At 67.1% G+C, this 12,664-nt stretch carries 10 protein-coding genes; 2 read left to right on the top strand and 8 right to left on the bottom strand.

The annotated features are described in order from the left end of the window. Positions 1-183: 183 nt before the first annotated feature. The 7 genes from ACODS9_RS24495 to ACODS9_RS24465 all read right to left on the bottom strand — a co-directional run bounded on the left by ACODS9_RS24495 (position 184) and on the right by ACODS9_RS24465 (position 8,829). Positions 184-903: a thioesterase II family protein gene (locus ACODS9_RS24495; protein WP_046855218.1), complete on the bottom strand. Its 720-nt coding sequence runs from the start codon at positions 901-903 to the stop codon at positions 184-186. Positions 904-907: 4 nt separating this feature from the next. Then, the gene (locus ACODS9_RS24490; protein WP_023632740.1) at positions 908-1,129 is read right to left on the bottom strand and encodes an MbtH family protein; all 222 of its coding nucleotides are present in this window, start codon (positions 1,127-1,129) and stop codon (positions 908-910) included. A gap of 205 nt (positions 1,130-1,334) precedes the next feature. Then, the gene (locus tag ACODS9_RS24485) at positions 1,335-2,729 is read right to left on the bottom strand and encodes an efflux transporter outer membrane subunit (RefSeq protein WP_489094961.1); all 1,395 of its coding nucleotides are present in this window, start codon (positions 2,727-2,729) and stop codon (positions 1,335-1,337) included. Continuing rightward, positions 2,726-5,809 carry a MexW/MexI family multidrug efflux RND transporter permease subunit gene (locus tag ACODS9_RS24480; RefSeq protein ID WP_489094960.1) on the bottom strand — a complete coding sequence of 1,028 codons (3,084 nt, stop codon included), beginning with the start codon at positions 5,807-5,809 and terminating at the stop codon, positions 2,726-2,728. The genes ACODS9_RS24485 and ACODS9_RS24480 overlap by 4 nt, the downstream gene beginning before the upstream one ends. 18 nt (positions 5,810-5,827) lie before the next feature. Next, a complete protein-coding gene (locus ACODS9_RS24475; RefSeq protein WP_046855215.1) occupies positions 5,828-6,922 on the bottom strand; it encodes an efflux RND transporter periplasmic adaptor subunit in 1,095 nt (364 codons plus the stop codon). A gap of 14 nt (positions 6,923-6,936) precedes the next feature. Beyond that, positions 6,937-7,422 carry a DUF2165 family protein gene (locus tag ACODS9_RS24470; protein ID WP_046855214.1) on the bottom strand — a complete coding sequence of 162 codons (486 nt, stop codon included), beginning with the start codon at positions 7,420-7,422 and terminating at the stop codon, positions 6,937-6,939. A gap of 192 nt (positions 7,423-7,614) precedes the next feature. Beyond that, entirely contained in the window at positions 7,615-8,829 is a 1,215-nt protein-coding gene (locus tag ACODS9_RS24465) for a sugar transporter (RefSeq protein ID WP_401111511.1), read from the bottom strand. 218 nt (positions 8,830-9,047) lie between these two features. On the opposite strand from ACODS9_RS24465, the gene ACODS9_RS24460 reads away from it, so the two are divergent. Further along, a complete protein-coding gene (locus ACODS9_RS24460) occupies positions 9,048-10,364 on the top strand; it encodes a hypothetical protein (RefSeq protein ID WP_489094959.1) in 1,317 nt (438 codons plus the stop codon). Between the two features lie 34 nt (positions 10,365-10,398). Here the strand turns inward: ACODS9_RS24460 and ACODS9_RS24455 are convergent, their stop codons facing one another. Next, on the bottom strand, positions 10,399-11,391 hold the full coding sequence (locus ACODS9_RS24455) for a bile acid:sodium symporter family protein (RefSeq protein WP_367858738.1): 993 nt from the start codon (positions 11,389-11,391) through the stop codon (positions 10,399-10,401). 133 nt (positions 11,392-11,524) lie between these two features. On the opposite strand from ACODS9_RS24455, the gene ampC reads away from it, so the two are divergent. Beyond that, a complete protein-coding gene (gene ampC, locus ACODS9_RS24450) occupies positions 11,525-12,664 on the top strand; it encodes a class C beta-lactamase (protein ID WP_489094958.1) in 1,140 nt (379 codons plus the stop codon).

Raw genomic sequence — 12,664 nt, 5'->3', positions numbered from 1 at the left:
AGCAAGAGCAAGAGCAAGAGCAAGAGCAAGAGCAAGAGCAAGAGCAAGAGCAAGAGCAAGAAAAAAGCTTTGGATTAGTAGTTGGAAGTTTTCTATGTGCAGCAGCCTCTCGCCAAAAATAAGGCATGAGGCCACTGCAGAATTATCAAACTACAAGACGAATTCTAAAAACCGCCCCGCCTATCACGCACAAAGCCGCAATGGCTCCAATGTCCTACAAAGCACATCAAGCACACGATCTTCATGTTCATGAATAAAGAAATGACCTCCCGGAAACTTAGCCAGCGAATACTCGCCAACCGTCTCCCGCCCCCAGGCCTGCAATTGTTCGTCATTGGCGCGATCGTTCTCGCCGGCGAATACATGCAAGGGACATTGCAATGGCAGACGCTGCTCGTACGCATAACGGCCACAAAGCAGGAAATCCGCCTGCACGATCGGCAAGGTCAGGCTCATGAGCTCTTCGTTGGCCAGCACTTCCTCGGAGGTACCACCCAGCTTGCGCAGCTCGGCGATCAATTCGGCATCGCCACGCGGCTCGGTCCATTTGCCACCGGCGTAATCCTCACGCCGGGTCGGCGCCGCAGTGCCGCAGGCGAACAAGGCCACTGGCGGCGGGCAGCCGAGTGCACGCAGTTCATGGGCCAGCTCGAAGGCGACCAGCGCCCCCAGGCTGTGCCCGAGCACGGCGTAAGGCGCATGGGTGACGGCGCGCTGCTCATGGGCCAACTGCCGGGCGAGTGCCCGCAAGTCGGTATGCAGCGGGTCAGCCATGCGCGCGCCGCGCCCGGGCAGCTCCACCGGGCGCACCTGCAGCCAGGCCGGCAGCTTGCGCCGCCAGCGGCTGTAGACCATCGCGCTGGCACCGGAATATGGCAGGCACAGCAGGTTCAGGGTCGACACCGCCTTATTGCGCCGCGACTTCGGCCATCTTCTGGCGCAGGCTCAGCGGGCGCATGTCGGTCCAGACTTCGTCGATGTAGGCCAGACAGTCCTTCTTCAGGCCGCTCTTGCCCACCGCGCGCCAGCCATTGGGGATCGCCTTGTAGTCGGGCCAGATGGAATACTGCTCTTCGTGGTTGACCACTACCTGGAACTGGATATCGTCGCGGTCGAAAACGGAAGTCATTGCCTGTCTCCTTGAATGATGAGGGCCGAACGCGCCGGGCGCAGGGCGGCTTCCATGAAAACGAAAAGAGCGCGGGGAAAATTAGGGGCGCTCGACGATAGCATTGCGGCGCGCTCAAGATCGAGCGCCGCCCGCGCAGCGCATCGCGGATGAATCCGCTCCTACGTTTGCCAGGCTTGTTTGCACGACAGGATATCGTCTGGTGCTACTGGGATTCACTCCCCCAGCCCAAGGCCTTGTACAGCGCAATCGCATCCAGGTACGAGGCCGTCTCCGCCTCCGCCACCTCGCGCTTGATCGAGAACAGCGCGCGCTGGTTCTCGAGCACCGCCAGGTAGGTGCCGGCCCCGCGCCGATAGCGCTTGTTGGCGATGTCGATGGCCTCGCTGCCGTGACCGGCGGAGGCCACCAGGCTTTGCAGCCGCGCCTGGTTGCGCACCAGTTGAGTGACGGCGTTCTCCACTTCCTCGCGGGCCAGCAGCACCGCCTGCTGGTAGCGCGCCTGGCTGCCCTCGGCCAGCGCCTCGCGCACCCGCAGGCGCGCACGGGCATTGCCCAGGCGCAAGGCCGGCCAGGTGACCATCGGCGCCAGCTCATAAGCGCGGGCCGCGCTGCCCAGGTCGCCGCTGCGCAAGGCGAAGAAACCAATGAAACCGCCCAGGTCCAACCGAGGGTACAGCTCGGCGGTGGCCGCGCCGACATCCTCGGTGCTGGCCGCCAGCTCACGCTCGGCACTGATCACATCAGGTCGCTGGCCAATCAGCGCATCGACGTCGCCCAGCGGCAACTGGCGCGCCAACGGCGGCAGGAACGGCGCGGCGCCCTGCTCCTGGCTGCCCGGCACCTGCCCAGTCAGCACATCGAGGCGATAGCTGGCCTGCTCGATGGCCGCCTGCAACGGCGGCACCCCCGCCTCGCTGAGCAGCAGGTTGGCATGGGCGTTCTGCTGATCCTCGTACTGGCCACTGCCGGCGCGCACCTGGGCGCTGGTCAGTTGCAGGGTCTCGCGCCAGGCCTCGACCTGGTCCTCGGCCACGACGAGGCTGCGCTTGAGGCCGAGCTTGAGGTAGTAGTTGCGCGCTACTTCGGCGGCGATGCTCAGGCGCACCTGGCGCAGGTCCGCCGCCGCCGCGTCGGCACGCGCTTCGGCGGCATCGGCCAGGCGTTGCAGGCGGCCGAACAGGTCGATCTCCCACTGCACGTCGAATCCGGCGCGGTACTGCTCGGTACGCATGCGTCGCGGGTCGCTGCCATCGGCCGGTTGCTGCTGCTCCAGGCTCTGGTTGTAGCCGGCGCGGGCAGTGACCCAGGGGTAGCGGTCTAGGCTGCGGTCGTCGAACAGCGCCCGCGCCGCCAGCAGGTTGGCATGAGCCTGGCGGATATCGTGGTTGTTGGCCAGGGCCTGGTCGACCAGGCGCACCAGCTGCGGATCGTCGAAGAACCGCCACCACTGCTCCGGCATCTCGCCACGGGCGGCGAAGGCGGCGCGCTGCGGACTGTGCAGGCCACTGGCAGGTGCCTCGGGCTTGCGGTAGTCGGGGCCGACGCTGCAGGCCGACAAGGCCAGGGCCATCAGGGATACGACGAATACCGGCTTCATGGCTGGCTCTCCAGGGTTTCGGCCAACGAGCGGGCCCGCGCCGAACGCGCCGTGCTGGCATGGTCACGGGCCAGCAGGCTGTAAATGGTCGGCAGAACGAACAAGGTGAACAAGGTGCCGACCAGCATCCCGGTGACGATCACCACGCCGAGCCCGAAGCGGCTGGCGGCGCCGGCTCCGGAGGCGAACAACAGCGGGATCAGCCCCACCACCATGGCCGCCGTGGTCATCAGGATCGGTCGCAGGCGGATCTGCGCCGCCTTGCCGATGGCCGTACGCCGGTCCAGGTGCTGCTCGGCCTGCAAGGTATTGGCGAACTCGACCATGAGGATGCCGTGCTTGCTGATCAGACCGATCAGCGTCACCAGGCCGATCTGCGTGTAGATGTTCACCGTGGCCACCCCCAGCGCCAGTGGCAGCAGCGCGCCACTGATCGACAGCGGCACGGTGATCAGGATGATCAGCGGATCGACCAGGCTCTCGTACTGCGCCGCCAGCACCAGGTAGATCACCACCACGGCGGCGAGGAAGGCCAGCATCAGGGCATTGCCTTCCTGCTGGTACTGGCGTGCGTCGGACTGCCAGTCGATGCTGAAGCCCGCCGGCAATTCGGCGGCGACCTGCTCGAGGAAGGCCACGGTGTCGCCCAGGGTGACTCCGGCCGCCGGGATGCCCTGGAAGGTCGCGGCGTTCTGCTGGTTGAACTGGGTCAGGCGGTTGGGCTCGACCTGCTCGCTGACCTGCACCACGGTGGACAGCGGCACCAGCCTGCCCTCCTCGCTGCGCACGTACTGCCGGGTCAGGGCCTGCGGGGTCAGGCGCTGGTCGCGCGGGCTCTGCGCGATCACATCATAGGAGCGGCCATCCAGGCCGAAGCGGTTGAGGTAGTTCTCGCCCACCAGCACCGCCAGCGACTCGCCGATGTCCTGCATGCGGATACCCATGCTGTTGGCCTTGGCCCGGTCGACGCGCACCTGCACCACCGGGTTGTTGTAGTCCAGGTCGCTGTCGACCACGGCGAACAGGCCGCTCTGCCGCGCCTTGGCCTTGACCTGCTCCATGGTGTCGAACAGCACCCGGTAGTCCTGCGAGCTGCGCAGCACCATCTGCACCGGCAGGCCACCGGTGGAGCCCGGTAGCGCGGGCAGCTGGAAGGCGAAGATGCTGGTGCCCTCGACATCGTTCACCGCCGCCTGCAGGTCAAGCTGGATCTGCGAGGCATTGCGTTCGCGCTCGTTCCACGGTTGCAGGTTGATGCCGCCAATACCTGAGGCGATGCCGTCGCTGCCGTTGATGATCCAGGTGCTGACGGTCTCCGGCAGGGTCCGGTAGACCGCGTCGAGCTTGTCGGCGAAGCGTTCGACATAGGCCAGGTTGGCGTGCTGTGGCGCCTTGATCGCAGTGAGCAGCCCGGCCTGATCCTCGGTCGGCGCCAGCTCGCGCTGCGGCAAGGCGTACAGCAGCGGCAGACTGACCAGCACCAGCAAGGCGAAACCGACGCTGATCCAGCGGTGTTTCAGCGAGAAGCCCAGCACATGGGCATAGCGGTCGGCCAGCCAGTCGAAGAAACGGTTGGCCGCATGGGCCATGCGCCCCTCGGACTGCCGGGCGTTGAGCAGGAACGAGCTCATCACCGGCGACAGGGTCAGGGCCACCACGCCGGAAACCACCACCGCTCCGGCCAGGGTCAGGGCGAACTCGCGGAACAGCGCGCCGGTCAGGCCGCCCATCATGCCGATCGGCGCGTACACCGCCGCCAGGGTGATGGTCATGGCGATCACCGGCCCGGCTACCTCACGGGCGCCGATCAACGCCGCCGCCACTGGGGTGCGCCCTTCCTCGATATGACGGTGGACGTTCTCCACCACGACGATGGCGTCGTCCACCACCAGCCCCACCGCCAACACCATGGCCAGCAGGGTGAGCAGGTTGACGCTGAAGCCGAACGCCAGCATCAGCGCCGCGGCGCCGAGCATCGACAACGGGATGGTCACCACTGGGATCAGCACCGTGCGCAGCGAGCCCAGGCACAGGTAGATCACCACCACGACGATTGCCAGGGCCTCGAGCAGCGTCTTGGTTACCTCGTCGATGGAGGCCTGGATGAAGCGCGCCGTCTCGAAGGCCAGCTCCGCCTTGACGTCCGGCGGCAGGGTCTGGCGAATCTGCGGCAGCAACTGGCGGATGCCGTCGACGATCACCAGCGGGTTGCCGCCCGGGGTGGCGAACAGCCCCAGGTGCACCGCCGCTACGCCATCCATGCTGGCGCTGGTCTCGGCCGAAGCCGCGCCCAGCTCGACCGTGCCGATATCGCGGATGCGCACCAAGCCGTTGCCGTCGTTGCGGATCACCAGCTCGCGGAAATCGCCGACCGAGGTCAGGTCGGTGTCGACGCGGATGTTGGCGATCACGTACTGGCCCTTCACCTTGCCCGGCGCCGCCTGGTAGTTGTTGCGGCGCACCGCCTCGGCCACATCGGCCGCGGTCAGGCCCCGGGCGGCCAGGCGCGCCGGGTCGATCCACAGGCGCATGGACAGGGTCTGGCCGCCGAACACCTGGACCTTGGCCACGCCCTCGATGGTGCTGAGCAGCGGCTCGACCACCCGGGTGAGGTAGTCGGTCATGGCCGGGATCGGCAGGCTCGCGCTGGCGAAGCCGATGTAGGCCACCGCCGTGGACTCGCCCGCCGAGCGCTCGATCACCGGATCGTAGGCCCGCTCCGGCAGGCGGAAGCGCACCTGGTTGACCTTGGCCATCACCTCGGTGAGGGCCTGGGTCGAGTCGCGGTTCAGCTCCATGCGCACGGTCACCAGGCTACGGCCCTGCACCGACGAAGACGACAGGTAGTCGATGCCCTCCACCGACGACACCGCCTGGGCGATCGGCTGGGTGACGAAACCCTGCATCAGCTCAGCGGGGGCGCCGGGGTACTCGGTGGTCACGGTGATGGTCGAGCTTTCCAGCAAGGGGTACTGGCGGATCGGCAACTGCAGCAGCGACAGCAGCCCCAGCAGCAGGATCAAGGTGCTGACCACCAGCGCCAGCACAGGCCGGCGCACGAACAGGTCGGTGAATGTCATGGCGTTTTCTCGCTGGGGTCAGGCGCCGCTGGCCGGGGCCTGCAGGGTGTCTTCGGTGGCTTGCACGGCGGCGCCGTCGCTCAGGCGCAGCTGCCCGGACACCACTACCTGGTCGTCCTCGCGCAAGCCCTGCTCGATCACCACCCGGCCGGCCTGGCGTTCACCGGTACGCACTGCCACGCGCTGGACCACCAGGGCATCGGCGGCGGCATCGTGGCGGGCGACGAACACCGTATCGCCGTAAGCGGTGTAGGCAACGGCGGTTTCCGGCACGGTCAGCACCTGGCCGTCATCGGGGCTGGCTACCTGCACGCTGGCATACATGCCGGCCGACAGGCGCGCATCGGGCTTGGCCAGGGTGGCCTGCACCTGCACCGTGCGCGAACGGCCGATCAAGGGGTCGATGGCGGTGATATGCGCGGTGAAGGCCGTATCGGGGAACGCATCCAACCGCACCTCGACCGCCTGACCGGTGCGCAGCTGGGCGCTGAGCTGCTCCTCGAGAGAGAAGTTGACGTACAGGCTGCGGGTGTCGATCAGGCTGACCACCGGGTCGCCGACATTGAGGTACTGACCCTGGTTCACCCGGCGGATACCCAGGCGCCCGTCGAAGGGTGCGCGCACCGCCTTCTGGGCGATCACCGCCTCGGTACGGGCCAGCTCGCCCTGGGCCATGTCGCGGGCCGCCAGGGCGTTGTCCAGCTGTTCCTGGGTGGCGGCGTTCTCGCGCAGCAGGTCCTTGACCCGCCGGTAGTTGGTCCGCGCATTGTCCAGCTGGGCCTTCAGGCGCAGGCGCTCGGCCTGCTCCGGGGCATCGTTGAGGGTGACCAGCACATCACCCTTGCGCACCTGCTGGCCGGAGCTGAAGTTGATCGCCGTCACCCGCCCGCCGATCTCGGCCGACACCAGCACCTGGTGCACCGCCTCCAGCTCGCCGACGCCGGCGAAGGCGCGTTTCTGCGGTGCTTTCTGTACCGTGGCCAGGGCCACCTTGACCAGGTGCCGCGGCGCGGCTGCCGTGGCCTGGGCCTGCCCGGTGTGGCGCCAGGCCAGGCCACCGGCGGTGACCAGGGCCAGCACCAGGGCACTGCCAAGTATTGCCTTGCTATTCATTGCGCGTCCTCGCCTCAGGCCCAATCCAGGTTGAACAGGAAGAACGCCAGGGTCGCCCACAGCACCAGCACCAGGTGGGTGAGTTGCAGGCCTTCCTGGCGTATCCAGTAGCCGAACCACAAGCCCCCGAGCAGCATGGCGAAGGTGAAGGCAAGGAAGGCGCCAAGCGCCAGGTTCAACCAGGTGCGGGCCATGAGCGGGTCCTGCACGACGATCAGCCCATAGGTGCCGACCCAGGCCGCCAGGCTGGCGACGATCTGCAGCAGCAGGATCACCAGCAGCGCGGCGCGGGCCAGGCCCGCCGAATGACAGGCCCTGCGCAGCAAGGGGAATTCGATGGCCGGCGGCTGGCGCAGTGGCGCCATGGCCAAGGTGGCGCCAATGGCACCGACGGAACTGGCGAAAGCCTGCAGGTTGTTCAATACCGCGATGCTCAGCCACAACGCCAGGCCCACGGCCTGGATGGCCTGGAACAGCCACAGGGAGGTGTGCAAATCCATATCAACGTCCGTATTGATGGCCTGGGCGGGGCGCCAGGCAATTACACAAGAAAACGCTTGGATATTAGAGGCAGCCTTGCCGATACACAAGCGCCCCTATTACAGGGGCGCATGATCGAGGGAGCGTTGATGCGGGTCAGTGCCCCGGCGTTACCGGGGGCAGGTAATGTGACAGCGCAGCGCTAGACGAGCTCACGCCTGACCCGGGACACGTGTCAGGGCTTCGCGAAAGCGCTGGGTACTGGCCAGCGCCAGCACCAGGCCGACAACCGCCACGCCGCCCCCCACCAGGCCGATATGCGCCACGCCCACCTGGCTGCTGACAATGCTGCCAAGCAACGCACCGCCACCGATACCGATGTTGTAGATACCGGAGAACAGCGCCATGGCCACGTCGGTGGCGTCCGAGGCAAGCTTGAGGGTCTTGGACTGCAAGGCCAGGCTAAAGCTCAGGATCGCCACGCCCCAGACCATGCTCAGGGCGGCGAACACCTGGAAATTGCCCGACAGCGGCAACATCAACAGCAGGCACGCGGCCAGGGCGCCGATGGCACCTACCAGGAAACCATGGGGGAAACGCTCGCTGTAGCGGCTGAACAGCACCGAGCCGAACACGCCGGCACCGCCGTACAGCAACAGCAGCAACGTGGTGTGTTCGCCACTGATCCGCGCCACGTGCAGGGCGAAGGGTTCGATGTAGCTATAGGCGGTGAACTGCGCGGTGATCACCAGGGTTACCAGCATGTAGGTGATCACCAGCGCCGGACGCTTGAACAGCACCGGCAGGCTGCGCAGCGAGCCGGAGTTCTGGCTCGGCAGCAGCGGCAGCGACTTCATCAGGCAGAGCATGGTCGCCAGCGCCACCCCGGCGATACACAGGAAGGTGATGCGCCAGCCCAGCGCCTCACCCACCACGCGCCCCAGCGGGATGCCCATGACCATCGCCAGGGTAGTGCCGGTGGCCAGCAGGCCCAGCGCCTTGGCCTGCTGGCCGGGCGGCGCCACACGCACCGCCAGCGACGCGGTGATGGCCCAGAACACGGCATGGGCCAGGGCGATTCCGATGCGGCTGACCAGCAGCATGGCGAAGCTCTGCGACAACCACGACATCAGGTGGCTGAGGATGAACACCAGGAACACCAGCAGCAGCAGGCGGCGGCGCTCGATGTTGCGGGTCACCAGCATCATCGGCAGCGAGGCCAGCGCCACCACCCAGGCGTAGATGGTCAGCATCAGGCCGACCTGCGCGGTGCTCATCTCGAAGCTGCGGCCGATATCGCTGAGCAGCGCCACCGGGACGAACTCGGTGGTATTGAAGATGAACGCCGCCAGCGCCAGGGCGATGACGCTCAGCCAACTGCCGCTGCCGGCGGTGGGAGGCATGGAGGTGGGGACGGGACCATTCATGTGAAGACGCTTTTCTCCGCGGACAAGGCAACAGGACGCGCATCGCCTGCCCGGATGCCAGGCCGGTGACGCACGTTTTTTATTGGAAGGATGTCCGGCATGGTACGCATCAAGGCGGGGCCTCACAACCGCAGGTGCGGACGGAGTACCATGCGCGCCTGCGTGCACCTTTTTGTCGCACATCACCTACCCTGCGGAACAAGGAGTTCGATCCGCCCATGGACAAGCAGCACCCCCAGCAGCAATGGCGCGAGGCGGTCATCGCCTATGCCGAGGCCATCAACCGCTATGTCGCGCAGGGCCGCGCGCAAGGCTGGGACGATCTGGAGGAACCACAGGCAGCGGCCACCGAGCACCTGCTCGAGGCCTGGCAGGCGGCGCTGCTGGCCATCAACCGCCCGGGCACCGACGAGCAGCAGCGCCAGCTGTTCCGCGAAGCCTGGCCCCCGGCTCACCTGCCGCTGCTGCCATTGCTCGACGAACAGGCCCAGGGCATCGGCAACCTGCTGCTGCTCGACGACGGCAGCCTGCTGGTGCGCATCGGCATGCCGTTCGAGCGCGGCCAGGTGCTGCGCCTCGATGGCCAGGGCGTCACGCCGGTGATCGGTGTCGAGCACTTCGGGCGTTGCCCAGGGCGGCGCTACTACGCCCTGGCCAACGCCGAGGGGGTACGCGTGACCGATGGCTGGGGCGGCCCGCAGGTGGCCCGGCTGGCCTGGCCCCATGGCCTGGAAGGTTTGCCGGCGGGCTACCCGTTCGACCCCTTCGACCTGCCGCCGACGCCCACCGCGCTGCTGCCCTTCCCCGATGGCCAGCGGGTGCTGCTGGTCAGCAGCGACGGCATCTTCGTGCTTGCCGCCGCCGGCGCCACACGTCTGCTGCCACGCGAGGACGACATTCTCGCGGAACTGCGCCAGGGCACCGACCCGGACGACATCGCCCTGGGCCTGACCATGGCACATGCCGCGCTGTCACCGGACGGCAGGCTGGTTGCCCTGGGCGAACAATGCGGCCGTCACCTGGTTCTAGACGAGCAGTTCAGGCGCATCGCAGAGGTCGGCCCAGCCAGCGAGTACCCGCACTTCGCGCTGTTCAACCGCCGGGGCGACCAGTTGATTCTCAATGCCTGCCACTTCTATCAGGGCGGCACACTCGGCGTACGGGTGGCCGACCTGCCGGGGCTGGATACCGGTTTCTACAGCAAGGACCCACGCACGCCACTGCTGCAGGGCGGCGCGAGGGTCTACGCCGGGGTGGCCCGTGACGGCGAATACATCGTCGGTGACGCCCATGGCTACCTGCGCGCCTTCGGCGAGGATGGCCACGAGCACTGGCAGCACTATCTTGGTTCGACCATCAGCGCCATGGACATCAGCGCCGACGGCCGCACCCTGGTGGTGGCCAGCCATGCCGGGTTCATTTCACAGATCGCCATGGACCGCGGCCGACCGCAGTGGCAGATCGGCACGGGGGCGCATGGCGAGGTGCGGCGCTGGTTGTGCTGGAAAGGCTTCGACCGGCCGCTGGCCTGGTAAGTCGCTGGCGCGGGCCTGCGGCAAGGCATCCGTCTCAGGAAGCCGCCGTCGCCTGCCCGCCCTCCTCGACCCGCGCCGCATACCGTTGTGCCAGCACCGCGCAGACCATCAGCTGGATCTGGTGGAACAGCATCAACGGCAGGATCATCGCGCCGATGCCACCGCCGACGAACAGCACCTGGGCCATGGGCACGCCTGTCGCCAGGCTCTTCTTGGAACCCGCGAAGAGGATGGTGATGCGGTCCTCGACATTGAAGCCCAGCAGCCGCCCGAGCAGCCGCGTGCCGAGCAGCACCACCGCCAGCAGGATCCCGCACACGGCGAACAGCCCCGCCAGGTGCTGCGGCGACACCGTGTGCCACAATCCGGTCACCACCGCCTCGCTGAAGGCGGTGTACACCACCAGCAGGATCGAGCCCTGGTCCACCAGTTTCAGCCAGCGCGCATTGCGCTTGACCCAGGCACCGATCCAGCGGCGGGCGATCTGCCCGGCGACGAAGGGCACCAGCAACTGCAGGGTGATCTTCAGCACCGCGTCCAGCCCGGAGCCGGTGTCGCCCGAGGCGCCCAGCAGCATCACCACCAGCAGCGGCGTGAGGAAGATCCCCAGCAGGCTCGAGGCCGCCGCGCTGCAGATCGCCGCCGGTACGTTGCCACGGGCCAGCGAGGTAAAGGCGATGGCCGACTGCACCGTGGCCGGCAAGGCGCACAGGTAGAGCACGCCCAGGTACAGCTCGTTGCCCACCAGCGGCACGAACAGTGGCTTGAACGCCAGCCCCAGCAGCGGGAACAGCACGAAGGTGCAGGAGAACACCAGCAGGTGCAGGCGCCAGTGGCCGGCACCGGCGATGATCGCCTCGCGCGACAGCTTGGCGCCGTGCAGGAAGAACAGCAGGCCGATGGCCAGGTTGGTCAGCCAGCCGAACAGCACCGCGCCGTCGCCTGCGCAAGGCAGCACGGTGGCGATGAACACCACCCCGAGCAGGGCCAGGGTGAAGTTGTCGAACAGCATGCGCAAATATCTCATCACAGGTTCCGTCTTGTCTTTGTGCAAGCCTGGACGATAAGGTCTCGGCCTTTATGCCGCTAACGCCGGAACCCCCGTCAGTGTCGCCCAACGGACAACCTGGCGACTGAATCACGAAAAGGAACCTTGCACCATGAAACGTCCCCCACACCTGCTGCTGGCCACTGCTCTGACGCTGGCCGCGCCACCGCTGTTCGCAGGTGACCTGCAGCACAGCGTCGATGGCGTCATCCAGCCGCTGATGCGCGAGCACGGCATCGCCGGCATGGCCGTGGCAGTGTATGCCAATGGCCAAGCGCACTATTTCAACTATGGCCTGGCCGACAAGGCCAGCGGCCAGGCAGTGACCCGCGACACCCTGTTCGAGGTCGGCTCGGTGAGCAAGACCTACACCGCCACCCTCGCCGCCCTGGCCAGCGCCGAAGGCAAGCTCGACCTCGCGGCGCCCGCCAGCCGCTACCAGCCCGCCCTGGCCAAGGCGCCGATCGGCAGCGCCACGGTGCTTGAGCTGGGCGCCTACAGCGGCGACTGCCTGCCGCTGCAGTTCCCCGACGAGGTGCAGACGAAGGAGCAGACCCTGGCCTGGTTCCAGCACTGGCAGCGCCGCGCCGAACCCGGCACCCAGCGCTGCTACTCGAACCCCAGCCTGGGCCTGTTCGGTGACCTGGCAGCTCGCGCGCAGAAGCGGCCATTCGCCGAGCTGATGACCCAGGGGCTGCTGCCCCGGTTGGGCCTCGAGCACACCTACCTGGAAGTACCGGCCAACGCGCGTGGCCTCTATGCCCAGGGCTACGACGCCAAAGACAAGCCTGTGCGGGTCAGCCCGGGCCCCTATGCCGAGCAGGCCTATGGCATCAAGACCAGTGCCAGCGACCTGCTGCGCTACGTGCAGTTGCAGCTGCAACCGGACACCCTCGACTCGGCCATGCGCCAAGCCATCGCCATCACCCAGTCCGGTTACTTCCAGGTCGGCGCCATGACCCAGGGCCTGGGCTGGGAGCGCTACCCCTATCCAGTCGCCCTCGACACCCTGCTGGACTACAACGGCGCGAGACTGGTCCGCGAGCCCAACGCCACCCGCGCACTGACCCCGGCACTGCCCGCCGAACCCGCCGCCTGGTACAACAAGACCGGCGCAACCACCGGTTTTGGCGCCTACGTAGCATTCGTGCCGTCGAAACAGATGGGCATCGTGCTGCTGGCCAACCGTAACTACCCCAACGAGGAGCGGGTACGCGCCGCACAGCGCATCTTCTCCAGCCTGGAGCGCTGA

The sequence above is a fragment of the Pseudomonas sp. FG36 genome (assembly GCF_057809275.1).
This window is presented reverse-complemented; position numbering and strand designations above follow the sequence as displayed.